Origin of the sequence: Halomonas elongata DSM 2581 (assembly GCF_000196875.2) — a bacterium.
GTDB lineage: Bacteria > Pseudomonadota > Gammaproteobacteria > Pseudomonadales > Halomonadaceae > Halomonas > Halomonas elongata.
In genome coordinates, this window is the sequence record NC_014532.2 from 711,771 (window position 1) to 737,048 (window position 25,278).

22 protein-coding genes are annotated in these 25,278 nt (G+C 60.9%); 13 read left to right on the top strand and 9 right to left on the bottom strand.

Annotated features, from left to right (window positions below):
- Positions 1 to 552, top strand: a complete 552-nt coding sequence (locus HELO_RS03260; RefSeq protein WP_013331375.1) for a hypothetical protein — start codon at positions 1 to 3, stop codon at positions 550 to 552.
- A 14-nt stretch (positions 553 to 566) separates the two neighbouring features.
- Entirely contained in the window at positions 567 to 1,958 is a 1,392-nt protein-coding gene (gene glrR, locus HELO_RS03265) for a two-component system response regulator GlrR (RefSeq protein ID WP_013331376.1), read from the top strand.
- A gap of 53 nt (positions 1,959 to 2,011) precedes the next feature.
- Here the strand turns inward: glrR and xseA are convergent, their stop codons facing one another.
- Entirely contained in the window at positions 2,012 to 3,373 is a 1,362-nt protein-coding gene (gene xseA, locus HELO_RS03270; protein WP_013331377.1) for an exodeoxyribonuclease VII large subunit, read from the bottom strand.
- A gap of 260 nt (positions 3,374 to 3,633) precedes the next feature.
- Between xseA and HELO_RS03275 the strand changes: the two genes are divergently transcribed.
- Positions 3,634 to 5,433 carry an ABC transporter ATP-binding protein gene (locus tag HELO_RS03275; protein ID WP_041601876.1) on the top strand — a complete coding sequence of 600 codons (1,800 nt, stop codon included), beginning with the start codon at positions 3,634 to 3,636 and terminating at the stop codon, positions 5,431 to 5,433.
- 41 nt (positions 5,434 to 5,474) lie between these two features.
- Here HELO_RS03275 and HELO_RS03280 read toward each other — a convergent pair whose 3' ends face one another.
- The 4 genes from HELO_RS03280 to HELO_RS03295 form a co-directional block, all read right to left on the bottom strand.
- Positions 5,475 to 6,545: an AbrB family transcriptional regulator gene (locus HELO_RS03280; protein ID WP_013331378.1), complete on the bottom strand. Its 1,071-nt coding sequence runs from the start codon at positions 6,543 to 6,545 to the stop codon at positions 5,475 to 5,477.
- Positions 6,546 to 6,633: 88 nt separating this feature from the next.
- Positions 6,634 to 8,136, bottom strand: coding sequence for a tripartite tricarboxylate transporter permease (locus HELO_RS03285; RefSeq protein WP_013331379.1), 1,503 nt, complete (start codon positions 8,134 to 8,136; stop codon positions 6,634 to 6,636).
- A gap of 13 nt (positions 8,137 to 8,149) precedes the next feature.
- On the bottom strand, positions 8,150 to 8,596 hold the full coding sequence (locus HELO_RS03290; RefSeq protein WP_013331380.1) for a tripartite tricarboxylate transporter TctB family protein: 447 nt from the start codon (positions 8,594 to 8,596) through the stop codon (positions 8,150 to 8,152).
- Positions 8,593 to 9,579, bottom strand: a complete 987-nt coding sequence (locus HELO_RS03295; RefSeq protein ID WP_013331381.1) for a Bug family tripartite tricarboxylate transporter substrate binding protein — start codon at positions 9,577 to 9,579, stop codon at positions 8,593 to 8,595. The genes HELO_RS03290 and HELO_RS03295 overlap by 4 nt, the downstream gene beginning before the upstream one ends.
- 132 nt (positions 9,580 to 9,711) lie before the next feature.
- Here HELO_RS03295 and HELO_RS03300 point away from each other — a divergent pair, with 132 nt between their 5' ends.
- The 5 genes from HELO_RS03300 to guaA all read left to right on the top strand — a co-directional run bounded on the left by HELO_RS03300 (position 9,712) and on the right by guaA (position 16,095).
- Complete coding sequence (locus HELO_RS03300) at positions 9,712 to 10,380, top strand: response regulator (RefSeq protein WP_013331382.1); 669 nt, start codon at positions 9,712 to 9,714, stop codon at positions 10,378 to 10,380.
- Entirely contained in the window at positions 10,377 to 11,777 is a 1,401-nt protein-coding gene (locus tag HELO_RS03305) for a sensor histidine kinase (protein ID WP_013331383.1), read from the top strand. The genes HELO_RS03300 and HELO_RS03305 overlap by 4 nt, the downstream gene beginning before the upstream one ends.
- A complete protein-coding gene (locus HELO_RS03310) occupies positions 11,777 to 12,805 on the top strand; it encodes an ABC transporter substrate-binding protein (protein ID WP_013331384.1) in 1,029 nt (342 codons plus the stop codon). Before HELO_RS03305 ends, HELO_RS03310 begins: the two co-directional genes overlap by 1 nt.
- A gap of 112 nt (positions 12,806 to 12,917) precedes the next feature.
- Positions 12,918 to 14,387, top strand: coding sequence for an IMP dehydrogenase (guaB, locus tag HELO_RS03315; RefSeq protein WP_013331385.1), 1,470 nt, complete (start codon positions 12,918 to 12,920; stop codon positions 14,385 to 14,387).
- 130 nt (positions 14,388 to 14,517) lie between these two features.
- Positions 14,518 to 16,095, top strand: a complete 1,578-nt coding sequence (gene guaA / locus HELO_RS03320) for a glutamine-hydrolyzing GMP synthase (protein WP_041601877.1) — start codon at positions 14,518 to 14,520, stop codon at positions 16,093 to 16,095.
- A 206-nt stretch (positions 16,096 to 16,301) separates the two neighbouring features.
- Here guaA and HELO_RS03325 read toward each other — a convergent pair whose 3' ends face one another.
- Positions 16,302 to 17,288, bottom strand: a complete 987-nt coding sequence (locus HELO_RS03325; RefSeq protein ID WP_041602379.1) for a GlxA family transcriptional regulator — start codon at positions 17,286 to 17,288, stop codon at positions 16,302 to 16,304.
- 153 nt (positions 17,289 to 17,441) lie between these two features.
- Between HELO_RS03325 and HELO_RS03330 the strand changes: the two genes are divergently transcribed.
- From HELO_RS03330 to HELO_RS03345, 4 genes are all read left to right on the top strand, one after another.
- Positions 17,442 to 18,032 carry a cysteine hydrolase family protein gene (locus tag HELO_RS03330; RefSeq protein WP_013331387.1) on the top strand — a complete coding sequence of 197 codons (591 nt, stop codon included), beginning with the start codon at positions 17,442 to 17,444 and terminating at the stop codon, positions 18,030 to 18,032.
- 177 nt (positions 18,033 to 18,209) lie between these two features.
- A complete protein-coding gene (locus tag HELO_RS03335) occupies positions 18,210 to 19,295 on the top strand; it encodes a hypothetical protein (protein WP_193875080.1) in 1,086 nt (361 codons plus the stop codon).
- A 127-nt stretch (positions 19,296 to 19,422) separates the two neighbouring features.
- Positions 19,423 to 19,872, top strand: coding sequence for a cupin domain-containing protein (locus HELO_RS03340; protein WP_082995192.1), 450 nt, complete (start codon positions 19,423 to 19,425; stop codon positions 19,870 to 19,872).
- Positions 19,873 to 20,219: 347 nt separating this feature from the next.
- Positions 20,220 to 21,083, top strand: coding sequence for a putative RNA methyltransferase (locus HELO_RS03345; RefSeq protein WP_013331388.1), 864 nt, complete (start codon positions 20,220 to 20,222; stop codon positions 21,081 to 21,083).
- A 57-nt stretch (positions 21,084 to 21,140) separates the two neighbouring features.
- On the opposite strand, the gene HELO_RS03350 is transcribed toward HELO_RS03345, so the two are convergent.
- A complete protein-coding gene (locus HELO_RS03350) occupies positions 21,141 to 22,130 on the bottom strand; it encodes a TerC/Alx family metal homeostasis membrane protein (RefSeq protein WP_013331389.1) in 990 nt (329 codons plus the stop codon).
- A gap of 415 nt (positions 22,131 to 22,545) precedes the next feature.
- On the opposite strand from HELO_RS03350, the gene fnr reads away from it, so the two are divergent.
- Positions 22,546 to 23,277 (top strand): fumarate/nitrate reduction transcriptional regulator Fnr, encoded by a 732-nt coding sequence (gene fnr / locus HELO_RS03355; protein ID WP_013331390.1) that lies wholly within the window; start codon positions 22,546 to 22,548, stop codon positions 23,275 to 23,277.
- 28 nt (positions 23,278 to 23,305) lie between these two features.
- Here fnr and HELO_RS03360 read toward each other — a convergent pair whose 3' ends face one another.
- Together HELO_RS03360 and ubiU are read right to left on the bottom strand one after the other, a co-directional pair.
- On the bottom strand, positions 23,306 to 24,226 hold the full coding sequence (locus tag HELO_RS03360) for a U32 family peptidase (RefSeq protein WP_013331391.1): 921 nt from the start codon (positions 24,224 to 24,226) through the stop codon (positions 23,306 to 23,308).
- An 8-nt stretch (positions 24,227 to 24,234) separates the two neighbouring features.
- The gene (ubiU, locus tag HELO_RS03365; RefSeq protein WP_013331392.1) at positions 24,235 to 25,230 is read right to left on the bottom strand and encodes a ubiquinone anaerobic biosynthesis protein UbiU; all 996 of its coding nucleotides are present in this window, start codon (positions 25,228 to 25,230) and stop codon (positions 24,235 to 24,237) included.
- Positions 25,231 to 25,278: the final 48 nt, after the last annotated feature.

The following is a 25,278-nucleotide window of genomic DNA, read 5'->3' on the forward strand; positions in this document are numbered from 1 at the left end:
ATGAATGCACGAGCCCTGATCGTCTGCCTGGCTGCGGCCTGGTTGGCGGGTTGTCAATGGCTGCCCGAACAGTCCCGGACTACTACGACAGCGGGGGTCGACGCCGTGGCCAAGGACGAAATAGAGAGCTGCTACGCCGAAGTGCCTGGCTTCGCCGACGACGCCTGCCTGTTGCATGACTGGGTGGCCTTCGGCCTGGCCTCGCAGCGGGGCGATGACGAGTGGCGTGCACGCATGCGCGAGCGACTCGCCGGTTCCCGGACCGAGGCGCGCCTGGCCAGGGCCGTGGTGCTGTCCTGGGGGCCACCATCGCAATGGAAACAGGCCTCCGAATTGTTCAAGGCTGACCTGCACGCGGCACCGCCGCGCTTGCAACCACTGCTGCGCTACTGGCTCAACGAGATAGAAAGGCGTCGCGATCAACAAGGCCGCCTGACCGACAGCGAGCAGGCACGTACCGCCCTGGTGGAGGAAAAGGAGGCATTGACGCAGAAGCTCGATGCCTTGACCGATATCGAGCGAAACATCAATTCGCGACAGCGGACCGAATGACGCGGAGACACGACATGATCTCGACCGGACACTCTCAAGCCAATGCCGACCAGACGGCCCATATCCTGCTGGTGGACGATGACGTCAGCCTGCTGAAGCTGCTGGGAATGCGGCTGGAGAGCCGTGGATACCGCGTGACCACCGCCGAGAGTGGCCGGGAGGCGCTCAAGCACCTGGATACCGGCCGGCCGGATCTGGTGCTTTCCGACATGCGCATGGACGAGATGGACGGTCTGGCGTTGTTCCAGGAAATTCAGCGGCGCCTGCCCGGCTTGCCGGTGATCATCCTCACTGCCCATGGCTCGATTCCCGATGCCGTCAGCGCCACGCGCCAGGGGGTCTTCGGCTTTCTTACCAAGCCGGTGGATCGGGACGAACTGTTCTCCACCATCGACGACGCTCTGGCCCACACCTCGGCGGCGTCCGGCGAGGACGACAGCTGGCGCGAAGCGATCATCACCCGCAGTCCGGAGATGGAGCGCATCCTCGAGCAGGCCAGGATGGTGGCGAGCTCCGATGTCAGCGTGCTGGTCACCGGGCCCTCCGGTTCCGGCAAGGAACTGCTGGCCGGCGCCATCCACAAGGCCAGCCGGCGTGCCGACAAGCCCTTCATCGCCATCAACTGCGGTGCACTGCCCGAGCAACTTCTCGAAAGCGAGTTGTTCGGCCATGCCAAGGGCGCCTTCACCGGGGCGATCAGTGACCACCGGGGCCTGTTCCAGGCCGCCGACGGCGGCACCCTGTTTCTCGACGAGATCGGCGATATGCCGCTGGCCCTGCAGGTCAAGCTGCTGCGCGCCTTGCAGGAGCGCCAGATTCGTCCCCTCGGCTCGACCGCCTCGGTACCGGTGGACGTGCGGCTGATTTCGGCGACCCATCGCGACCTGGGGCAGGCCATGCACGACGGAGAATTCCGCGAAGATCTCTTCTATCGTCTCAACGTGGTCAACCTGAAGCTGCCGCCGCTCAAGGAACGTGCCGAGGACGTGCCGCTGCTCGCCAAGTATCTGGTGACCCAGGCCGCCGAACGCCACAAGCCCTTCGTCAAGGGCTTCTCCAAGGAGGCCATCAACCTGCTGGCCTCGAGCGCCTGGCCGGGCAATGTGCGTCAGTTGGTCAACGTGGTGGAGCAGTGCGTGGCCCTGACCAGCTCGCCGATCATCCCCGAAGCGCTGGTGGCCCAGGCGCTGGTGGCCGAGGAGAACGCCCTGCCGACCTTCAATGACGCCCGGGCCGGGTTCGAGCGCAGTTATCTGATCAAGGTGCTCAAGATCACCGAAGGCAATGTCACTCAGGCGGCGCGGATCGCCGGCCGCAACCGGACCGACTTCTACAAGTTGCTGGCCCGCCACGAACTCGAACCCTCGACCTTCAAGCCGAACGCCGACCACAGCCAGCGTGCGTGAAGCCCGATGAACGGGCTCGATGAAAACGGGCTCAAGGAAAGAGCCCGGCCCCTCTATCCTTGACCGGCAGGTGATTCGCTCGATGGTGGCAAGACCTCGAGTGTCAGTTGGCCCTCGCCCAGCCTGGCCTCGAGCCGTTCGCCGGGCCGGGTGTCTCCGGTTCGCTTGATCACGCGACCTTCGGGGCTCTCGAGAATCGCATAGCCGCGGCCGAGTATCGCCAGGGGGCTGACTGCCTGCAGCTCCCGTGACACGGCGGCGAGGCGCTCGCGGTGGCGCGCCAGTGCTCGGGGCATGCTTTGCTGGAGCCGCCGGGCAGCCAGCGTCAGGCGTTGCTCGGCCTGCTCCACCTGCCTTTGTGGCGAACGCAGCGTCAGGCGCTGACGCAGATGGCGTTCGCGTTCCCGCCGTTCGGCCAGTCCAGCGTTCATGGCGCGGTGCAGGCGACCTTCCAGTTGCTCGAGCTGTCGGCGGCGATAGGCAAGCACCTCGCCGGGATGACGCAGCCTCGCTCTCAGGTGATCGAGCCGCTGGCCCTGGGTGTCCAGGCGGGCCCGCTGAGAGCGGATCAAGCGTTCCTCGAGCTGGACCAGACGCTGGCGCAGGGCGGCGGCATCCGGCACCAGCCGTTCGGCGGCTGCCGATGGTGTGGGCGCGCGACTGTCGGCGGCGAAATCCGCCAGGGTGACATCGACCTCATGGCCCACCGCCGACATGACCGGCAGACGAGAGTGGAAAATGGCTCGGGCCAGGTGCTCGTCGTTGAAGGCCCAGAGATCCTCGAGGCTGCCGCCGCCCCGGGTGATCAGGATGGCATCGCGCTCCGGGTCCAGAATCGACTGGCGATTGAGCAGCCCGAGGGCGGCGATCAGCGCCGGCGCTGCCTCGCGGCCCTGGACCGGCACGGGAATCAAGGTGACCTGAGACAGTGGCCAGCGCGCGGCGAGTACCGCGAGTACATCGCGAATCGCCGCACCGGTGGGGGAAGTGAGCACCAACAGATGCCGGGGCGGAAAGGGCAGGGGACGGGCATTGGCGAACACGCCCTCGGCATCCAGCTTGGCCTTGAGGCGTTCGAAGGCTGCCAGCAATTCCCCCTCGCCGGCCGGTTGCACGGCCTCGGCGATGAGCTGGAAATTGCCGCGGGGCTCGAACAGCGACACTCGACCGCGCACCTTGACCCGGTCGCCATCGCGCATCGGCGCGGTCACGAAGCGGGCGCGGGTGCGGAACAGCGCGCAACGCAACTGGGCGTGTTCATCCTTGAGCGTGAAGTAGACATGCCCCGAAGCCGGCCGCGAGACACCGGACAGCTCGGCTTCCACCCAGATCTCACCGATCCCGCTTTCGAGAAGCTGGCGAGCGTTGCGGTTGAGCGCCTCGACCGAGAGCGGTTGTTCAGCGGTGGATGACATGGCCCGTCCTGACAATGGCTTGGGACGCCTAGGCTATCATGATTGTGGACGCCAATGAGATGGTGAACTTTTTCGATAACGGTGATTATTCCTTTAACGCTCGAGCATAGAGATCCTTTGGTGGTCGAGAATCATCAATAGTTAGAAATAATTTTTAACTATTTCATCAAGGAGAGTTTTCTTGTGAGCGTATAAGATGAATGTTGCCTGGGTTGGCGTATGAAAGGAGCCAGGAGAAGGTGTAAAGGGAGTTTTGATATATGGGTGGGTTCCTGGAGGATATTCGGCGCTTCTTTAGGGTTATGGATTTCTCAAAAAGTGGCAAGAGGGTTAGGTCGCTTTTTGTTGTATTGGCTTTGATGTCCATTGTTAGTTCAGTGTTGACGGTTGCTCAGCCGTTCCTGTACATGGAGTTGATTGATAGTATTGTGGGGGAAGGTGGTGGGTTGTTAGGGTTTTCAACCGAAACCATTATTCTTGTGTATGGAGTCTGCTTTCTTGTTGCAAGGGTCATCGATGAGCTCTGGAAGGCTGTCTTTACTAATTTGACGCTGTCGGCCCAAAGAAGTCTCGCGGAGAAGGCGTTCGATCATATCATAAGGCTGCCAAGCTCCTTCTTTTTAGGGAAGGATAAACACTCGTTGTCTGAAATTATTTCCAAGGCCAGGTCTGGTGTTCACGAGATAATATCAGTCTCTTTGGAAACGATTGTGCCCGTTGTGCTAGAGTTTTTCTTGGTTTCGTTAATTGTTTATATGTTGTTTCCTGGTTCTGTTCTGGCTATCTTGATAGCATCTGTTGTTGTCTTTGTTGTTGTGGCCATTGTCGGCTCGGAAATGATCCGGCCATGGCAAAGGGGGTTCACAGAAGAAAATAATAAAACGCATCAGGTTCTGGGGGAGATTCTTTCTTCTGAAGAAACAATTAAGTCTTTTAATGTGGAGGATAGCTTCAAGAAGAGATATCTATCTCATATGGCGGTTTTTGAGAATTATTGTTATAAGTTTTTTAGATGGTCGGCTTTTATAGGGTCTATGCAGATGCTTGCAATAGGCGGCGCACTGATTCCTATGCTTTTTATTTCTTTTAATTTCCTCAAGAATGATGCGCTTACCCTTGGTGCATTTGTCATGATCAATGTGTTGACAATCCAGCTCATTATGCCGCTGAGAAGGTTGGCTTACGCGTATCGTCAAGTTAAGGAGAGTGCTGTTGATATAGAGCAGTTAGATAAAGTCATGTCGATTCCCTCTGAAACGCAAAGATCGGATGATGGTAGGGGTGAAGTTATATTAGAGTCGCCGTCAATATCCTTTGACAATGTGTGTTTTTGCTATGAGGAAGGAGAGGAACCTGTTCTCAATGACGTGTCATTTACGGTTCCAGAGGGTAAGGCTTACGCCTTTGTAGGAGCTTCGGGGGCAGGAAAGTCTACCATATCAAAACTTATAATGAGGTATTATGATGTCTCTAGCGGTAATATATTGTTAGGGGGTAGGAATGTAGAAGGTTTTCCCCGGGATGCTGTAAGGCGGTTTGTTGGGATGGTTTCTCAAGATGTTGTCCTGTTTAATGATACGTTGAGATTCAATCTTGATTTTGGAGAGTGTGTTGAAGATGCGAGGTTGGTGAGCGCCCTAAAAGCAGTCGACCTGGATGGTTTTGTGGATGCACTTCCTAATGGCGTGGATACGATGGTTGGAGACCGTGGTATGCGGTTATCTGGAGGGCAGCGCCAGCGTGTAGGTATTGCAAGGGCTATTTTGAAAGACCCTAAAGTCCTGATCTTTGATGAGGCGACATCTTCGTTGGATATGCATACTGAGAAGACGGTATCCGAGAATATAAATATTGTTTCTGAAGGGAAAACCACCATCGTCATTGCACACAGGCTTTCAACGATAATCAATGCTGATAAGATATTGGTCCTTGACCAAGGAGAGATCGTTTCGAGTGGTACTCATGGTGAGCTTATCGAAAGCTGTGATGTATATAGGAAGCTATATATGAGCGGAGGTGCCACTTCTGTTGACCAGCCTTTGCAGATGTTAAGTGACTGACTTTCATGACTGCTGGGGCTGTTTCGTTGTAATCAGTCCGCCTAAGCACTCCGCTTCTTGTAGTAGTTCAGCAACACCGGCATGGCCAGTATTAGCACCGAGATGCGCAATAGGTGGTGCGAGGTGACGAAGGCCGGGTCGATGTTCAACGACAGCGCGACCAGGCTCAGCTCGGGCGCACCGCCCGGCATGTAGGCGAGCAGGGCCGCTGCCGGTGAATAGCCGGTGAGTTCGTGGGCGCCCCAGGCGGCGAGCACGGCGACCAGCAGCAGCATGACTGCCTGGAGTGCGGCCATCAGCAGGTTGCGGCCCATCTCGCGCAGGGAGGTGCCGGCGAAGCGCACGCCGACGGACACGCCGATCACGACCTGGGCCAGCGCCATGACCGTCGGTGGTATCGCTGCCTGGCTCATGCCGGTGATATGCAGGGCTGCCGATACCAGGGCGGGGCCGAACAGCAGGGCGTTGGGCAGTCTCAGTCGACGGCCCAGCCAGCTTCCGCCCACGCCAGCGGCGATGAGCCAGCCGGTCTCGCCCAGCGAGGGTAGCCACAGCCACTGGGCGAGATCTCGAGTGCCGGGTTGCAGGCTGACATGGCCGATGCCCTGCAATATCGGCGGGATGGCGAGCAGGAGTATCAGGATGCGCACGGCGTGGGTCATGCCGACGATGCGCAGGTCGGCGCGCGAGTTCATGGCCATCAGGGTCACCGCCGAGACGCCACCGGGAACCCCCGCATAGAGGGCGGTATCCGCCGAGTAGCCGGCCACGCGGCGCGAGAAGCTCACCGAAATGGCCATCATCACGGCCGTGGCCAGCAGCATGATGATCAGGCTGGCGCCCCAGTGGAGCAGGTCGCCGGACATACCGGGCGAGAAGGCGGTGCCCAGCATCACGCCGATGATGACCAGCACCACCTGGCGGGAGCCGCCCGGCGAACGCAGGCGTACGCCCGTCAGACTGGCGGCCGTGGTGACGAGCATGGCGCCCAGCAACCATGGCAGCGGAAGCCCCGCCCCGTAGGCGAGGGCGCCGCCGACCAGGCCGAGCAGCAGGGTCGGCAGCAGGCGTCGTGTCGCTTTCCATCCGTTGGCGAGAGTCCCGCTCAGCACGTTGCGATCTCCGTTCCTTGGGGGCTGCGGGTGGTGGGCTCGCCGTCGTTCCCTGACGAGCCCGTGCCACTGAGGCGGAGGGCGATGCTCACCCGCGTGCCAGCCTGGCCTTGGCGGCCGGCAACACCCAGGGCAGGATCAGCAGGGCGGCGGCCGCGATCCAGAGCCCCACCGAGATACCGGATTGCCAGAGGATGTCGATGTCGCCGCCACTGATCGAAAGCGCTCGGCGCAGGTTCTGCTCCATCAGCCCTCCGAGGACATAGCCGAGAATCACCGGTGCCAGAGAGATGCCGAGCTTGCGCAGCAGGTAGCCGAGAATGCCGATGATCAGCATCAGGTAGATAGCGGTCAGATCGGAGTGCAACTGATAGACGCCGACGAAGGCGAGCAGGGCGATGCCCGGTACCAGCACCCAGCGCGGAATGGTCAGCACCCGGGCGAACAGGCCGGCCAACGGCAGGTTCAGTGCCAGCAGGACCACGTTGCCGATGTACAGCGAGGCGATCAGACCGCCGGCCACCTCGGGGCGTTCGGTGAACATCATCGGGCCTGGGGTGATGTTGTAGAGCATCAGGGCGCCGAGCAGTACCGCGGTAGTGCCGGAACCGGGAATGCCGAGCGTCAGCATGGGCACGAAGGAGCCCGCCGCCGAGGCGTTGTTGGCGGCCTCCGGTGCTGCCAGACCGCGCATGTCGCCCTGGCCGAAGGTGTCGTCCTTGTCGGAGATACGCTTCTCGGTGGTGTAGGCCACCGCGCTGGCCACCGAGGCGCCGGTGCCGGGCAACACGCCGATGATGAAGCCCAGCAGGCCCGAGCGACCCATGGCGCCCTTGCAGGCGAGGATTTCCTTGAGGCTGACGAAGACGCGCCCCAGCGGCGGGATGCCGTCGTCCTGGCCATCGCGCCGGTTACCATGTTCGAGCATCAGCAGGATTTCGCTGATGGCGAACAGCCCGATGATCATCACCACGAAGTCGATGCCGTCGTAGAGCTCGGCCATGCCGAAGGTGTAGCGCATCACGCCGGTACCCGAGTCGACGCCGACGGTGCCGATGAGGATGCCCAGTATCGCGCCGATGGCGGTCTTGAGCGGATCCTTGCCCATCATCACCGACATGGACGCGAAGGCGAACACCATCAGGGCGAAGAACTCGGCGGGGCCGAACATCACGGCCACTTCCGCCAGCAGCGGGGCGAACAGGGTAAGGCCGATGATGGCGATGGTGGCGCCGACGAAGGAACTGACCGCCGACAGCCCGAGTGCCGGTCCGGCCAGGCCCTTCTTGGCCAGCGGGTGGCCATCGAGGGTACTCATGACCGCACCGGCGTCGCCCGGCACGTTGAGCAGAATGCTCGACATGCGGCCGCCGTATTCCGAGCCGGTGTAGATCCCGGCGAGCAGGATCAGCGCCGATTCCGCCGGCAGTCCCAGGGTATAGGCCAAGGGCATCAGGATGGCGATGCCATTGATGGGCCCGATGCCCGGCAGGGAGCCGAACAGGGTGCCGAGCAGGGCACCGAGGAAGGCCAGTCCCAGGTTCATGGGGGTCAAGGCAACACCGAAGCCATGAATCAGAAAGTCGAACATGGTGACGTGTCCTCTAGACGATGCCTTCCAGGTAGCCATCGGGCAGCGAGATGCCCAGGCCACTGGTGAACAGGAAGTAACTGCCGATGGCCATCAGGGTGCCGGTGATCAATGCCTTGCCCCAGGTCGCGCCGAACAGCCGTGCCAGGGCCGTTGCCGCCAGCAGCGAGGCGGGGATGTAGCCGATCTGCGTGAACAGCGCGGCGTAGATCACCAGCAGCACGAGCACCATCAACAGCTTCACTGCCAGGGCACGGTGCGGCCACTGACCATTGGCGCCGGGCCTGATCACCAGCACCAGGGCCAGGATGGACAGCAGCAGGGCCAGCCCCAGGGGAAATGCCCTGGGGCCCACGGGTTCATAGCTGAAGGGAATCTGCCACTGCAGGGCCTGGACGGCGACGAACGCCGCCAGGCCGAGCAGGACGAACCCCAGCAGCCTGTCGGCTGTCACTCTCATTGGCTCAGTCCCACTTCCTGCGCCAGTGACTTGAAGTCGGCGATCTGTTGCTGAACGTACTGATCGAAGTCGTCACCGAAGCGGGACATCGGGAAGAGGCCGCGTGCCTCGCGCAGTTCGGCGAACTTAGGATCCTCGGAGAGCGCTTTCAGGCGCTCGACCCAGGCGGAATAGGCTTCGTCGCTGACATCGGGGCCCATGTAGTAGCCGCGCCAGATGGGCCACTGGACGTCATAGCCCTGTTCGGCGGCGGTGGGGATGTCGGCGAAGGGACCGCCCATGCGTTCCTCGGACAGCGAGGCCAATACCCGGATCTTGCCGCTCTCCAACTGGGACTTGAGCTCGGAAAGGTCGCCGGTGAAGACCTGGATATGGTTGCCGAGCAGGGCAGCGAGAGCCTCGCCGCCACCTTCGAAGGCAACGTAGCGCAGCTTCTGCGGTGAAACGTCAGCGGCCTTGGCGGTCAGCGCCGCCTTCATCCAGTCCTGGCTGCCCACGGTACCGCCGGCGCCGAAGGCGATTTCGCCCGGCTTGTCCTTGAGGTCCGACATGAGGTCGTCGAGGTTCTCCCAGGGGGCGTCGGCGTTGACCACGATGGCGCCATAGTCGACGCCCAGCGCGCCCAGCCAGCGAACCTCGTCGCCGCTGTAATCGCCGAACTTGTTCAGGGCCAGGTTGACCGCCGCGCCGGTGCTGGCGGCGACGATCAGGTCGGAGTCGTCGGTGCGCACGCCATTGAGATGGTTGTAGGCGACCGCGCCGATGCCGCCGGGCATGTAAGTGACCATCATCGGCTGCTCGATCCGGCCGGTTTCCTCCAAGCCGTTGGCCGCCAGGCGGCAGGTCAGGTCATAGCCGCCGCCCGGCTTGGCCGGCGCGATGCATTCGGTTTTTTCGGACTGGGCCTGAACGCTGCCGGCCAGCAGCAGGCTGCCCAGCAAGGCGAGGCAGGATGCGTGGCGTAGAGCCGTGTTGATCTTCATGGCGAACTCCTGTTCTCTTGTTGTGGCCGAGGCCGTGGTCTCGGCGTCATCGGGGATGACGGGAGTGATCCTAGGAGCGCTACCTTTCATCAACCTGTCATGCCGTGAATCACCCTGTGAGACTTTGGTCGCATGCGCTTGCTCGTCGTCGAGGATGACCTCCTGATTGCCAGGTCACTGGACAATGCCCTGACCCCGCTCGGCAACATCGTGGAGGCCTTCACGCATTGCGCCGAGGCGGGTGCTGCCTTGCGCCAGGGTGGTTTCGACCTGGTGCTGCTGGACCTGGGGCTGCCCGACGGCGATGGCCTGACGCTGCTCGAGGCCATGCGCGAGCGTGGCGACACGACGCCGGTGCTGATTCTCACCGCCCGGGATGGCGTGGAGGATCGCGTGCGAGGCCTCGACCTGGGCGCCGACGACTACCTGGCCAAGCCGTTCTCGATCGCCGAGCTCGAGGCGCGGGTGCGGGCGCTGCTCCGGCGCAGCCAGCAGCGCAGCGACAACCAGCTACGCCTGGGGCCGCTGTGCTTCGACCTGGCCTCCGGTCGCGTGACCCTCGATGAAACGCCGCTGGAGCTGCCGCGCCGCGAATTGTTGCTGCTCGAAGGCTTGCTCTCCCAGGCGGGCGACATTGCCCCTCGCGAGATGCTGGAGGGGCGGCTGTTCGGCTTCGGCGAGGTGGGCTCGAATGCCCTGGAGGTATATGTCAGTCGGCTGCGCAAGCGGCTGCAGGGCAGTGGACTGCGCATTCGCACCTTTCGGGGGCTGGGCTATCGCCTCGAGGAAGAGCGAGCGTGATCGAGGTCGATGGTTCGCTGAAACGGCGGCTGGCGATATGGCTGCTGGTCACGGTGTCGGGGCTCGGCACTCTGCTGATGATCGAGGCTTATCTCGGCGCTCAGCGTGCGGCCCAGCGCGCCTACGACAGTCAACTGGAGGCCGCTGCCTTGACCATCGCCGAATCGGTGCAATGGCGGGAGGGCGAGCCGGTGCTGGAGATTCCGGCGGCCGCCTTGCAGATCCTCGCCACCCGGCACCAGGAGCGAGTGTTCTATGCGGTACTGGATGCCGATGGGCGCCGCATTTCCGCCAACCTGCCGCTCGATATCGCCGAAGACGACCAGCATCACGTCGCCCGCGAGCCGTTCTGGCGCGATGTGACCTGGCGCGGGGAAGACTGGCGCCTGTACGGTCGGGAATACGACTCGGCGGGCTGGGAGACCCAGGACCCGGTGCAGATCTGGGTGGGGCATACCATGGCCGGTCGACGGGCCCTGGCGGGGGAGCTCTTCGAGCGTGCGGTGACGCGCTTCCTGGCCATGGTACTGCTGGCCGGCCTGTTGATGCTGCTGGCCATGCGGGTGGCGCTGACGCCGATGCGACGGCTTCGGCAACTGCTGCGCCGCCGCGATGCCGATGACATGGGGCCGCTGGATGCCCGCGTGCCCGAGGAACTGCGCGAACTGGCCGAAACGCTCGATACCCTGTTCTCCCGCCAGCGCGACAGCCGCGATGCGCTGCTGCGTTTCACCGCCGACGCCAGCCATCAGCTCAAGACGCCGCTGGCCGGCCTGCAGAGCACCAGCGAGCTGGCGCTTGCCCAGGACGATCCCGAGACATGGCGGACGGCCCTGGTCGACGTCAACGAGGGGGCCGCACGTACCAGCCGCCTGGCCAGTCAACTGTTGAGTCTGGCTCGGCTGCGCCATGTCGGTGGTGACGGCGACATGACGCACCTCGATCTGGCCGCCATGCTGCGTGAGGTGACACTCGACTGGGCCGGCCGGGATGCCGCCCGGGAGCACGATCTGGGACTCGCCGAGCTGCCGTCCGCGCCGGTTGTCATTCTGGGGTCGTCCTGGGCGCTTCGCGAATTGCTGGGCAACCTGATCGACAATGCCCTGACCTATACGCCGGCGGGCAGCGAGATCACCCTGGGTATCGAGATCGACACCCGGGTGGCGACCCTCTACATCGAGGATGACGGCCCTGGCGTGCCGGTCGACCTGCTCGAGCGCCTGCACCATCCCTTCGAGCGCGGAGGACGTCAGGACACCCGGGGCTCCGGGCTGGGGCTGGCGGTGGTGGACTCCATCGCCAAGCGACATGGCGCCGCTTGGCAGGTTAGCAATCGCGAGCCTCGAGGACTCCGTGTGACACTGCGCTTTACCCTGTCGAGCCCGGAGGAACGCTGATGCGACCATGGAGCCTTGTCGCTTGCATCGGTCTGCTGATGGCCACGGTGAGCGACGTCGTCGACGCCGAGTCCCTGGTCGTCGAGGCCGCGCTCGACCGCCGCGTGGTCGCGCCGCTGCTCGAGGCCTTCGAACAGTCGCACCCTGACATCGAACTGGTGTTTCATGATCGCTCGACCCTCGAGGTCGACACCCTGGTCGAACGGGCCGACCCCGCCCCGGACGTGGTGATCAGCTCGGCGATGCCCTGGCAGATGGCGCGCGTCAACCAGGACTATGCGCGTCCCCTGCATTCCCGGGAGGCGCGGGCATGGCCGGACTGGGCCAAGTGGCGCGATGAGGTGTTCGGCTTCACCTTCGAGCCGATTGTCATGGCCTACCGGCTCGACTTGCCGCGACACATGATGCCGCCCTCGACCCATGCCGATCTGCATACGCTGCTGACTACCCGGCAGGACATGCTGCGCGGCAAGGTGACCACCTATTCGCCGGCGCGCAGCGGTGTGGGATATACCCTGTTCCAGCAGGACGCGCGCTACACGCCCCGCTTCTGGGATCTGGTCGCGGCCATGGGCAACGTCGATGCCCGCCTCGAGGAGAATACCCGCGCGATGCTGCAGGGCCTCACCGAGGGTCGCTACTGGCTGGGCTACAACCTGCTGGGGTCCTATGCGATGGTCTGGGCCCAGCATCACCCCGAGGTGATCGTTCAGGTACCCCAGGATTACTCGCTGGTGATGATGCGCATGGCGTTCATTCATCGTGATGCCCCGCATCCACGTCAGGCCGGCGAGTTCGTCGACTTCCTGCTCAGCCGGGACGGTCAGCGCGTGCTGGCCGGGCAGACGCCGCTGTTCAGCGTGCGGCCGGACGTAAAAGGGCCCTACACCGCGCAGCGGCTGCGCGACCAGGTCGGCGACCGGCTGTACCCCATCCCGATCAACGCCTCGCTGCTGGCATTCGTCGATCCGCAGCGCCGCGACGCTTTCATGGCGCGCTGGCGTCGCGAATTCCAGCAACGTCGCTGAAGGGGCCAGGCGGGAGAAAACACCGCCACATTGCCTGAAATCGGTGCCCCGCGTTATAATGGTTGATTAACTTCACTCCCTCCTCCCACCAGCTCACTGGGTGTTGCCGACTATGTTACGTATGGCCCAAGAAGCTCTTACGTTCGATGACGTATTACTCGTACCCGGCTACTCCGATGTCCTGCCCAAGGACGTCAGCCTCAGGACTCGCCTGACCCGCAACCTCTTCCTCAATATCCCGCTCGTTTCCGCCGCCATGGACACCGTTACCGAAGCCCGCCTGGCCATCGCCATGGCGCAGGAAGGCGGCATCGGTATCATCCACAAGAGCATGACCATCGCGCAGCAGGCCGCTGAGGTGCGCAAGGTCAAGAAGCACGAGAGCGTGATCGTCAAGGATCCGGTGACTGTCGGTCCCAAGGCCAAGCTGGCCGACCTGCTGGCCATGGCCAAGGAATATGGCTTCTCGGGTTTCCCGGTGGTGGAGGGAGAAACCCTGGTCGGCATCGTCACCGAGCGCGACATGCGCTTCCAGCCGAACCATGGCGACAGCGTGGCCGACATCATGACGCCCCGCGAGAAGCTGGTCACGGTGGCCGAAGGCACCGAGTTGTCCGTCATCAAGGGCAAGATGCAGGAGCACCGCGTCGAGAAGATGCTGGTGGTGGACAATGACTTCCGCCTGCGTGGCCTGGTCACCTTTCAGGACATCGAGAAGGCGCGCACCTTCCCGCATGCCGCCAAGGATGCCGATGGCCGCCTGCTGGTCGGAGCCGCCGTGGGTACCGGCCCCGAAACGCCGGATCGCATTGCCGCTCTGGTGGAAGCCGGCGTCGATGCGGTCATCATCGATACCGCCCACGGTCATTCCAGGGGCGTGATCGACCGCGTGGCCTGGGTGAAGGAGCATTACCCGCAGATTCAGGTGATCGGCGGCAACATCGCCACCGCCGAGGCCGCCAAGGCACTGGCCGAGGCGGGTGCCGACGGCGTCAAGGTGGGCATCGGCCCGGGCTCGATCTGCACCACCCGCGTGGTGGCCGGTGTCGGCGTGCCGCAGATCACCGCCGTCTCCAACGTGGCCGAGGCGCTCAAGCCCTACGACGTGCCGCTGATCGCCGATGGCGGCGTGCGCTTCTCCGGCGACCTGGCCAAGGCCGTAGCCGCCGGCGCCAGCTGCGTGATGGTGGGTGGCCTGCTGGCTGGTACCGAGGAGGCGCCGGGCGAGGTCGAGCTCTATCAGGGCCGGACCTACAAGGCCTATCGCGGTATGGGGTCGATGGGTGCGATGTCGCAGACCCAGGGCTCCAGCGACCGTTACTTCCAGGACAAGAGCGAAGGCGTCGAGAAGCTCGTGCCAGAAGGCATCGAGGGTCGCGTGCCCTACAAGGGCCTGATGGGCGCCATCGTCCACCAGATGATGGGCGGGCTGCGGGCCTCCATGGGCTACACCGGCTGCCGCGACATCGAGGAGATGCGCACCAAGCCGGAGTTCGTGAAGATCACCGGTGCCGGCTTCAATGAATCCCACGTCCACGACGTGCAGATCACCAAGGAAGCGCCCAACTACAGAGCGGGCTAATGCCCGTTTGAGACGGAAGAGGGAAGGGAGAAGCAGGAAGGGACCCCTTCCTCTTCACTCTTTCCTCTTATTCTTTATCCGGCAGTGCCTTTGTCTGGGTACTCGAATTCATTACGGCGGTGGCCCCTCCATGACCGACATTCATGCCCACAAGATCCTGATCCTCGATTTTGGCTCCCAGTACACCCAGTTGATCGCCCGCCGGGTGCGCGAGATTGGCGTCTACTCTGAAGTGCGTGCCTTCGATATCACCGAGGACGAGATTCGCGCCTACAACCCCAACGGCATCATCCTCGCCGGTGGCCCGGAATCCGTCACCGAGCTCGACTCTCCCCGTGCGCCGCAATGCGTCTTCGAGATGGGCTTGCCGGTGCTGGGTATCTGCTACGGTATGCAGACCATGGCCGAGCAGCTCGGCGGCGGCGTGGAAGGTTCGCAGAAGCGTGAATTCGGCTATGCACAGATTCGCCTCGACGGCGAGAGTGCCCTGTTCGAGGACATCGCCGACCATATCGAGGATGAGAGTGGCAAGCGCCTGCTCGATGTGTGGATGAGCCACGGCGACAAGGTCGCCCGGGTACCGGAGGCCTTCAGCGTGATCGCCTCCACCGAGAGCTGCCCGATCGCCGCCATGGCCTGGGAGGAGAAGCGCTTCTATGGCGTGCAGTTCCACCCCGAGGTGACGCATACCCTGCAGGGGCAGCGCATTCTCGAGCACTTCGTGCTGGGCATCTGCCAGGCGGAGCGCTGGTGGACGCCGGCGCAGATCATCGAGGACCAGGTCGCCCGGGTTCGTGAACAGGTGGGCGACCGCCACGTGCTGCTGGGGCTTTCCGGCGGTGTCGACTCCTCGGTGGTGGCCGCGCTGTTGCACAGGGCCATCGGCGACCAACTGACCTGCGTGTTCGTCGACAACGGCCTGCTGCGCAAGGACGAAGGCGATCAGGTGATGAAGACCTTCTCCAGCCACATGGGTGTGCGGGTGATCCGCGTCGACGCCGAGGAGCAGTTCCTGTCGCGCCTCGAGGACGTGCATGACCCCGAGGCCAAGCGCAAGATCATCGGCAACACCTTCATCGACGTATTCGATGCCGAGGCAGCCAAGATCGAGGGCGTGGAATTCCTCGCCCAGGGCACCATCTACCCGGATGTGATCGAATCCGCCGCCGCCAAGACCGGCAAGGCGCACGTCATCAAGTCTCACCACAACGTGGGCGGCCTGCCCGAGACCATGAAGCTGCAGCTCGTCGAGCCCCTGCGCGAGCTGTTCAAGGACGAGGTGCGCAAGCTCGGTGTCGAGCTCGGCCTGCCCTACGACATGGTCTATCGTCACCCCTTCCCGGGGCCGGGGCTCGGCGTGCGCATCCTCGGCGAGGTGAAGAAGGAATACGCCGACATCCTGCGCGAGGCCGACGCCATCTTCATCGAGGAACTGCACAAGGCCGACTGGTACCACAAGACCAGCCAGGCCTTCGCCGTCTTCCTGCCGGTGAAATCCGTCGGCGTGGTCGGCGACGGTCGCCGCTACGAATGGGTCATCGCCCTGCGCGCCGTGGAGACCATCGACTTCATGACCGCCCGCTGGGCACACCTGCCCTACGAGCTGCTGGAAACCGTCTCCAACCGCATCATCAACGAGCTGGAAGGCGTCTCCCGCGTTACCTATGACGTGAGCAGCAAGCCGCCCGCGACCATCGAGTGGGAGTGAGTTTTTAAATTTATTTTGAAAATAAAAAACCGCCGAAAGGCGGTTTTTTTATGTCTTTGATGTTTAAAAAAGGGCGGGTAGTGAGTGTGTGATCTGCGATAATGTTAGACCGTTTTTTTGAGGGAAAAGCCTAAGCTAAAGTGAGGTTGGTGTTGTTTTTTGTGTTTCTATAAGTGCTCGAATAACTCGCTCCGGAAAGCATGCTTTCAGTTAATTCGAAACCTGTTACGATACTCCGTAGGGGTCATTTTCAAGGTGCGGTGAAAGGCTCGAATGAGCGTGTCGACAGTATTCAGTCCACTGATGGCTGCTATGCGATCTAGGGGGTCATCGGTAGTTTCTAAGCGGTTACGGGCAATTTCGACTCTGGCTGATTCAATATAGGCGGCAGGAGTCATTCCTAGTTCAGTCTTGAAAATACGGGTCAATTGCCGGTCACTGACGTGAATGTGTTCGGCCAGCTCGGTCACTGTCAGCGGGTTGGCCGCATGTAGGGTGATGTAATGCCGAATTTTATCGACACGACGAGTGGTTGAGATCGGCTCAAGGGGAACACTGAACTGCTTTTGCCCACTTGGTCGCTTGAGATAGACCACTAGTTGTCGGGCGACACGCTGGGCTAAGACCTCACCATAATCATCCGCGACGAGCGCAAGTGCTAAGTCTATGCATGCGCTCAGTCCTGCCCCTGTCCAGACATCATCTTGGCGAATGAAGATCGGATCAGCATCGACCGTAATCTGAGGGTGCTCTGCTGCGAGTTGCTGGGCTGTCGACCAGTGCGTCGTCGCTCGCTTGCCATCGAGCAGACCAGCAGCAGCAAGCACATGGGCTCCGACACACACGGAAGTTACCCGACGTGTGTTATCGGCGAGTTTACGTACCCACTCCACGACCATCGGATCAATTAATGCGCGAACCCTACGATGCTGATCAACTTCAACCGCCCCCGGCACGACCAGGGTATCGATGGCTTTATTTGCGATCTCGGTGAATGTCGTATCCGGGAGGATCTGGACGCCTGCTGAAGTCGTCACTGGGTCCATGGTCTCAGCTGCGAGCACCACTTTATAACCAGTGGGCTCCTCCATTTCACGTTGTAGAAGTGAGAAAACCTCGGGCGGTCCGGTGACATCAAGTAGGTCCACTTGCTCGAACAAGACTATGACAATAAAGCGTTCTATGTAAGTCATGGTGCCTAAAACGTCTAGTTGGTTGTGATTAAAGCAGGATGTCGGTATTTGCATATTTTATGGCATTGCCGACATTTGTGCCATGTCCGTAGTATTAGTGAAGCCACAAATCGAATATTCCTAAATCTCCGAACTAGACTCAGGAGAATATAGATGACGACTACAACACTACGTCAACTCAATGGCTTTGACGATGCTCCCGCATCGTTGCGAGACTCGACTGTCATCATGGTCGACTACCAGAACACCTACACCCGTGGTGTGATGGAACTTGATGGTTGGGAACCTGCCCTATATGCCGCAGCAGAGTTGCTTGAGAAGGCTCGGGAAGTGGGGGCAACGGTCATCCACATCGTCAATGACGGTGGCGATGGCACTCCGTATGACATCAAAACCGAGATCGGTCAGATCCATTCCAAGGTTGCTCCCATTGAGGGTGAGGCCGTGATCGCCAAGACATGCCCCAATGCCTTCGTTAACACCGACCTAAACCAACATGTTGACGCGGCGGGGAATGAAAGCGTGGTCATTGCTGGGTTCATGACCAACATGTGCGTGCAGTTCACCGCTGAGGGTGCGTTTCTACGCGGAAACAAACCCACCATCGTCGCCGATGCCTGTGCGACTCGTCCGCTACAGACTGTCGTGTCCGATGTCTCCGCTAGTCAGCTTCATAATTCCGCGTTGGCAACTATCGCCGACCTTTACGGCGTCGTCGTTCGTGCTTCCAGCGACTTGAAGTGAGCAGGTTGGCATGGCGCATCCCAGTGGAGTCGCTGCGATCAGGAAAATCTCTCTGCTGGCGTGATCCATTGCTTATTTTGACCAGAATCTACTCTAGGGGAGTTCACGCAGGGACGTAGCCGGAGTTGTCACAAAGCCATTCCTATCCAATAGGGGGGCCAATTGAGGAAAGTCATTATGAATCATATGGAAAAGCAATGCCCGGTAGGTCACAACAATAAGCATTGCAGTGGAAGCGAAGTGTACCCTGAGGGCTATCGCAATGGTGAGATTGATCCACATGACCTAGAGATGGTTGCTTACTGGTCAGATTCTAAGGTCCGCGCCCGCAATGCAATTTTTCAGGTTGACTCAGAAATGCGTCGTAACTATGCGGACCTGAAGGCTGAGTTGATCGATCATCTGACCCCTGTCATCGTTGTCAATAACGACCCCAAAGGTGGTGAGTACACGCTGATCTACAAAGGAAAGATCGAAACTCTCCAGCCTGTATCTGAGATCTTCGAGATGGCAAAGTCCATTGCTCACGTACCATTGGGTATCTTCTCAATTATCGCTCCCTACCTTAAAGGCTCTGACACGGATGCGTGGATTGCCAAGCTGGAGGAGTTTTCAAATACATTACGTACTGCTCGCGCGGAGCTTAAGAGCTCTGAAATCCCTGAAGAACTTGAGAGATCATGTGCTCGAATTCTTGATTCAGGAATTCGGTTCATCGAGAAATCGGTTGACATGGGCTATGTCAGTATCAGGTCGTTCGAAATGTTTTCGGGTAGTGTGTACGATTGCATTCGCACGAACATGTGGTACGCCTCGGAAGCACAGATCACCGGGGTTAGCAAGACAATGAAGCGCTGGAGAAAGAAGGTTGGCGACCAGAATTGGCAAGATCTCTACGTTGTGGTGCTTTCAATCTGGACAACTTCAGTGCTAAATCAGAACTCCATAATTGTTCGCGAGTTTATGGATTCTCGTGCTGTTGATACTCATCTTATTGATATTCCCACTGCTGAAACGCCGGATGATTATCTTTACGTTGCCCTAGATAATCTCGCCCGGATAGTACAGGACAACGTAGCGGCTGAGATGGTCTTTCCTACCGATCAAGAGATTGCAGATGCTCTTAAGGGCACTGAGGATCTTCTCTCTGATACGATTATTCAACAACTTCACTGTCCCTTTCAGGGAGAGCGTTACCCCGCAGGAAGTAACGGTTCTTCCTGTTCGCAGGGTGGAGATGAACTAGTTCGCTCAAGTAGATAGTACTCTGCGGGAGTGTTGCTTTCGCTTATATATTGGTATTGCATAATTTTTGTCGAAGCAGTTAGTTAAGTCTTGTTGGTGTTCTGCTTGGCGAGATTCGTGGCTCTCAGGAAATAGAGGTTATGAAATGAGAAAAGTTGTGAAGATAGCTCTTGTGTTAGCTGTAGTATTGCCTTTCTCTTCTTTGGTGCTGGCTGAGGATGTAGAGCCGGAAGGCGGAATAGTTTCCGCTGCAACGCATGAGTTGAATTGGGTCGAACTCCCGGAGTCGGGTGGGATAAAATACGCTAATGTCCGTGGTGATATTGTCGGAGAAGGGCCCTATGAAGCCTTCGTCCTTTTTCCTGCAGGTAAGGATAATCCCTTTCATTATCATTCAGAAGCTATCCCTACGGTAGTAATACAAGGAACATTCTACGCGGAGATAGACGGAGAGCGAACTGAATATCCCGCAGGTTCCTTCTACGATGTTCCAGGGAAAAAGGACCATTATAGTGGTTGTCTTCCCGGCATGGACTGCCTTCTCTTTCAGTATCAGGAGGATCGCTTCGACCTAGTGCCACAGCCGGAAGAATAAGGATGTAGCGGACACCTGCTCATGGTGATCGTCGTGACACATCCGCTTAAACTACAGCACTCGCGTAGCAGGCCTTCGCAGAAGGGCTACGAGATTGACCTATCGCTCATCTGACGGGAACCAGGTTGGTGGGGGTGAAATGCCTCATCAACCACCCAACCTGTGTGTCCGAAATGTAGCGTCATTGCTCGGGATGTGACTATTAGACTTGGGGAACCCCATACCTGAATCGCTCTATCCAATTAATTCGGGGCACTTCGGGACGAGGAGCTTCTGTATAGTATGACGGGGCAGGGCCGGCAGTCGGTGTCGGCTCGGAATAATCGAGATGAAGAGGGTCGGTGGGGATGAGCACTACACCGTTCGGGGCGTTGGCCTGTCCGTTGGATGGCGATCCGCTGGGCAAGAGCGATCGCGTGTGGCGTTGTGCGGCCGGGCACAGCTTCGATATCGCTCGCCAGGGCCATGTGAACCTGTTGCCGGTGCAGAACAAGCGTTCCCGCGACCCGGGCGACAGCAAGGAGATGGTGACGGCGCGTCGGCGTTTCCTCGAGGCCGGCCATTACCAGCCCATCGCGGAGGCGGTGAGTCGGGCCGTGCTGGCCGACGCGCCTGCCGGTGCCAGCTTGAGCTGCCTGGATGCGGGCTGTGGCGAGGGCTATTACCTGCGCGAGTTGGCCAGGGCCTGCGAAGAAGCGGTCGGCGATGAACGGTCGCTGGCCCTGCTGGGTGTGGACATCTCCAAGTGGGCGATTCTCGCCGCCGCCAAGCAATGGAAAGGCGCGACCTGGGCGGTGGGCACCAATGCGCATCTGCCCGTGCAGGCAAACAGTCTGGATCGTGTACTTTGCCTGTTCGGCTTCCCCGTCTACCCGGAGTTCGCGCGCGTGCTGAAGCCGGGCGGCGAGCTGCTTCAGGTCGATGCCGGCCCGGACCATCTGCGCGAGCTTCGCGAGATCATCTATCCCACTCTCAAGCCGCCTCGTGCCGATGACGAGAAACTCCCCGAGGGCTTCACGCTGCTGGGCAGCGAGACGCTCCGCGAATCCATCGAACTGAGCGGTCCCGAGCCGATCGCCGACCTGCTGGCCATGACCCCGCACCTCCATCGCGCCAGCGCCGAGGGTCGGGCGAGGGTGGCGTCGCTGACGTCGCTCCGTCTCACCGTGGACGTTCGGCTGACGCGTTGGAAACCTGAAGACGTGGCTTGATCGACCTCCGTACCTGCCTGATCGGCACACCGGCGTTCAGCAACGCTTTTTACTCCATCAGGCGCTAGCCCGATCGCGGCGATCCTTGAGCCAGCTTGCCATGCCTGTGGCCACCAGCGTGCCGACGATGATGGTCATCGACAGCCAGATCGGAATCTCGGGGATCGCTTCGATCGGGTGGCCGCCGTTGATGAACGGCAGCGTGTTCTCGTGCAATGCCTCAAGCACCAGCTTGACGCCGATGAAGGCCAGAATTATCGACAAGCCCAGCCCCAGGTAGACCAGGCGTGACAGCAAGTTGCCGAGCAGGAAGTACAGCTGTAGCAGCCCCAGCAAGGCGAAGGCATTGGTTGTGAAGACGATATACGGCTCGCGCGTCAGTCCATAGATGGCGGGGATGGAGTCCAGCGCAAACAGGAGATCAGTAAAGCCAAGCGCCACAATGACCATGAAAAGCGGTGTCACCATGCGCTTGCCATCGACCTTCGCCAGCAACCGCTGGCCGTGATATTCATTGGTGACAGGTAGCCAGCGCTGCGCCAAGCGTTCCGCTAGATTGGGGTGGTATTTCTCTTCTTCGTCGCTGTCCTCAAAGCTTTCCTTGCCCAGCTTGTAAGCCGTCCAGAGCAGGAAGGCACCGAAGATATAGAAGACCCAACTGAACTGATGGATCGCCGCCGCGCCCACGGCAATGAAAACGCCACGCATCACCAAGGCAATGACGATGCCGATCAACAGGGCTTTCTGTTGATGGATACGCGGCACCGCGAACTTGCTCATGATGATCACGAACACAAACAGATTGTCCACCGACAAACTCTTCTCGGTGATGAAGCCGGCAAAGTACTCAGCGCCGTGCTGCGCACCCCATACCCACCAGAGCCCACCTCCGAACGCCATGGCGATGGCGATGAAGATGCACGACCATACCGCCGCTTCCTTGAAGCTCGGTTCGTGCGGCCTGCGGACGTGAAAGAAGAAATCGAAAAGGAACAGTACGATGATGCCGGCCACAGTGGCCAGCCATACCCACAAGGGGACGTGCATGGGTCTACCTCCGGTCAACGGTCAACGTTGCCGAAGGTCTCTCCCGCTCGGTATGCATGCCGAGCTGCTGTCACCGGGGCATTGCGCCCGTGCTGACGATGACCGCACGAAACGGGCCATTCGACCCGCGTCGGGAATACTCCCCTTCTGCTGTGGCGCCATTGTGGGGCGAGGCACATCGCAACACAACATTTATCGTTGCCATGCGGCTATTCTCGGAGAGTATCCACGCGAACCTCTGGTCCCGGTCCGCCCGGCCGAAAGTTCATGTGCTGGCCTGCAGCGGGCCGCCCCTTGCCTCGTTTACCTCGCAATATCATCCCGACTACCTCCAAAGAGTTGTCGGGAGCGAAGGGGGTATTGGATACCATCACCTTGATGCTGTTGCGAAGTCCCCAGGCAAGGAACGACACCCATGACCCGTACCGCCGCGCTGAGCGAATCACATGACAGTTGCCAACATTGCCGTCTGCGTACGCTGTGTTTGCCCGACAACCTGACGAAGTCGGACATCGGCAAGCTCGAGGGCATCATACAGCGCCGCAAGCCGGTATCGCGGGGCGCTTCCCTGTTCCAGTCCGGGCAGCGGTTCCAGGCGATCTACGCGGTGCGCAGCGGGGCGGTGAAGACATTGATGCCCATGGCCAACGGAGACGAGCATGTCTCCGGATTCCATCTGCCGGGCGAGATCATCGGCCTCGATGCCATCGTCATGCGGCGTCACCCGTCGAGTGCGGTTGCCCTGGAAACCGCCAGTCTCTGCGAGTTTCCTTATAGCGCACTGGAAGCGCTGAGCGATCGTATGCCGGCCCTGCAGCGTCAACTGATGCGCGTCATGAGTCGCGAGCTGCTTGCCGAGCAGAACACCAACCGCCTGCTGGCACGCCGCTCCGCCGAACAGCGCCTGGCCCATGTGTTGCTCAAGTTCTCCGAGCGCTTCGCCAGTCGCGGGCTCTCGGCACGACGCTTTCGGCTGCCGATGTCACGCCTCGATCTCGGCAATTACCTGGGGCTGGTGCCGGAAACCATGAGTCGCACCTTCCGGCGCCTGGAGGAGCAGGACATGGTCAATATCGACAGAAAGGAAGTCGAGATCGTCGATATCGACGCGATGAAGTCGCTGGCCTTCGGCACGGAAGGAGCATGAACGCGGTAGCGGAGTAAGCCCGGACGACTCATGGAGCCGTTCTGCCACGGCTGTTGTCGATGCCGGGGCGAGCGTTCCAGTAGCCGTCGCATATCTCGACGTCGACCAGGGCGAGCGGGTCGGGGGCGGGCAATTCGCCTTGTCGAGCGGCATCGAAGGCGGCGACCACCTCGGCCATGCCTTCGGCACGCGGGCTCAGGCGTGCCACGTCAACGCCCATCTCGAGCATGTCGCTGACCTCGTGGCGCAGATCCTGACAGGCGCCGGAGAGGGTCTGGATGCCGTTGAGGGTGAAGACGTCTCGTGACTCCTGGGAGCGCAGTGCCAGCCCTTCGGGATACTGTTGGCACACGAACTGGCAGCGATCCTTGGGGGTGCGATGGCGTCGTGCAGTGAAGCAGCGCGACGACCAGGCCAGCGGCAGGTGCCCATAGGCGAAGACCTCGCAGGCGTGATGGAGCCCTTGGGCGCGGCAGTCGGCCAGCAGGCGGGCAAGATCGCTGCGCGACATTTCCACTGGCGCGTGCCAGCGTTGCATGTTGGCGCGGGCCAGGACGCCGATCGTGGCGGGATTGTAGAGATTGAGCGCCGGTCCGGCGATGAAGGGCAAACGGGCGGTGGAGAGGTACTGCAAGGCGCTCTGGTCATTGGCCTCGATGCTGAACTCGCCGTTGTCGCAGAGTTTGCGCAGATCGCGAAGATCGGCCTCGGATTCGATCAATGCCTGGCTCGACAGCACCACCTGCTTGCCGCTCTGGGCCAGCTCGCGGCCGATACCCAACCAGTCGTCGAGCTTCATGTCGCGGCGGCGCGAGCAGACCAACTCGCCCAGGTAGACGATGTTCACCGGCCAGTCGGCAGCCTCGCGGTAGAAGGCGGCGTAGCGTTCGCGGGTCCAGTAGAAGAGCACTGGACCAAGCGAGAGCTGCAAGGTTTGCTCGATGGGCATGGTCGCTCCTATTTCCAGCGGCGCTCGTAGGCGCCCAGGGTGGTGGTGGTGCCCTCGGAGACCTCGCCGAGTCCGGCGATCCAGGCGGGTTCGGGATGAAAGCGTTCGGGCGTACCGGCCAGGCGATCCAGCGCCTGTCGCCATATGCGGGTTACCTTCGAGACATAGGCGGGGCTGCGCTGACGGCCTTCGACCTTCACCGCGCTGATGCCCAGCTCGGCAAGTTCCGGCAGGAGTTCCAGGGTGTTGAGGCTGGTGGGTTCCTCGATGGCGTGGTAGATCTCGCCGTCCACCTCGAAACGCCCCTTGCACAGGGTCGGGTATCCGGCCCGCTCACTTTCGCCGTAGCGGTCGATCAATACGCCGTTCAGGCGTGACTCCAGGCCTTCGCCGGTCTGTTCCCAGCGCACATGGGCCGCCGGCGAGCAGACGCCGCGAGTGTTGGGCGATTCGCCGGTCAGGTAGGAGGAGAGATAGCAGCGCCCCTCGGCCATGATGCACAGGCTGCCGAAGGCGAAGACCTCGAGTTCCACCGGGCTTTGTTTGGCCAGGTCGCGCACCTGGGTGATGGAAAGTACCCGTGGTAGTACGGCGCGCTTGATACCGAAGTGGTCGTGATAAAAACGCAATGCGGCGTGGCTGGTGGCCGAACCCTGTACCGAAAGATGACGGGAAAGTGCCGGGTGGTGCCGTGTGGCGTAGTCGAGAAGCCCCATGTCGGCCAGGATCAGGGCATCGACACCGAGCTCGGCGGCCTGGTCCACGGCGTGAGTCCATTGCGCCCAGCTATCGGGCTGCGGATAGGTGTTGATGGCGCAGAAGACCCGCGTACCACGGGCATGGGCGTAATCGATACCTTCGCGGGCTCGCTTGTCGCTGAAGTTCAGACCGGCGAACTGTCGGGCGTTGGTGGCGTTCTGGAAGCCGAAATAGACGGCATCGGCCCCCTCGTCGACGGCCCGTTTCAGGGCGGGCAGGTTGCCGGCCGGGCTGACGAGCTCCATGGCGTTCTCCTCGTGGTGTTGACGTCTGGCCATGCTAATCGACGATTC

What these genes read in the sequence shown, in the direction of transcription:
- HELO_RS03260 (WP_013331375.1), top strand. Translation starts at nt 1, where the DNA reads ATGAATGCACGAGCCCTGATCGTCTGCCTGGCTGCGGCCTGGTTGGCG.
- glrR (WP_013331376.1), top strand. Translation starts at nt 567, where the DNA reads ATGATCTCGACCGGACACTCTCAAGCCAATGCCGACCAGACGGCCCAT.
- xseA (WP_013331377.1), bottom strand. Translation starts at nt 3,373, where the DNA reads ATGTCATCCACCGCTGAACAACCGCTCTCGGTCGAGGCGCTCAACCGC.
- HELO_RS03275 (WP_041601876.1), top strand. Translation starts at nt 3,634, where the DNA reads ATGGGTGGGTTCCTGGAGGATATTCGGCGCTTCTTTAGGGTTATGGAT.
- HELO_RS03285 (WP_013331379.1), bottom strand. Translation starts at nt 8,136, where the DNA reads ATGTTCGACTTTCTGATTCATGGCTTCGGTGTTGCCTTGACCCCCATG.
- HELO_RS03290 (WP_013331380.1), bottom strand. Translation starts at nt 8,596, where the DNA reads ATGAGAGTGACAGCCGACAGGCTGCTGGGGTTCGTCCTGCTCGGCCTG.
- HELO_RS03295 (WP_013331381.1), bottom strand. Translation starts at nt 9,579, where the DNA reads ATGAAGATCAACACGGCTCTACGCCACGCATCCTGCCTCGCCTTGCTG.
- HELO_RS03300 (WP_013331382.1), top strand. Translation starts at nt 9,712, where the DNA reads ATGCGCTTGCTCGTCGTCGAGGATGACCTCCTGATTGCCAGGTCACTG.
- HELO_RS03310 (WP_013331384.1), top strand. Translation starts at nt 11,777, where the DNA reads ATGCGACCATGGAGCCTTGTCGCTTGCATCGGTCTGCTGATGGCCACG.
- guaB (WP_013331385.1), top strand. Translation starts at nt 12,918, where the DNA reads ATGTTACGTATGGCCCAAGAAGCTCTTACGTTCGATGACGTATTACTC.
- guaA (WP_041601877.1), top strand. Translation starts at nt 14,518, where the DNA reads ATGACCGACATTCATGCCCACAAGATCCTGATCCTCGATTTTGGCTCC.
- HELO_RS03325 (WP_041602379.1), bottom strand. Translation starts at nt 17,288, where the DNA reads ATGACTTACATAGAACGCTTTATTGTCATAGTCTTGTTCGAGCAAGTG.
- HELO_RS03330 (WP_013331387.1), top strand. Translation starts at nt 17,442, where the DNA reads ATGACGACTACAACACTACGTCAACTCAATGGCTTTGACGATGCTCCC.
- HELO_RS03335 (WP_193875080.1), top strand. Translation starts at nt 18,210, where the DNA reads ATGAATCATATGGAAAAGCAATGCCCGGTAGGTCACAACAATAAGCAT.
- HELO_RS03340 (WP_082995192.1), top strand. Translation starts at nt 19,423, where the DNA reads ATGAGAAAAGTTGTGAAGATAGCTCTTGTGTTAGCTGTAGTATTGCCT.
- HELO_RS03345 (WP_013331388.1), top strand. Translation starts at nt 20,220, where the DNA reads ATGAGCACTACACCGTTCGGGGCGTTGGCCTGTCCGTTGGATGGCGAT.
- HELO_RS03350 (WP_013331389.1), bottom strand. Translation starts at nt 22,130, where the DNA reads ATGCACGTCCCCTTGTGGGTATGGCTGGCCACTGTGGCCGGCATCATC.
- fnr (WP_013331390.1), top strand. Translation starts at nt 22,546, where the DNA reads ATGACCCGTACCGCCGCGCTGAGCGAATCACATGACAGTTGCCAACAT.
- HELO_RS03360 (WP_013331391.1), bottom strand. Translation starts at nt 24,226, where the DNA reads ATGCCCATCGAGCAAACCTTGCAGCTCTCGCTTGGTCCAGTGCTCTTC.
- ubiU (WP_013331392.1), bottom strand. Translation starts at nt 25,230, where the DNA reads ATGGAGCTCGTCAGCCCGGCCGGCAACCTGCCCGCCCTGAAACGGGCC.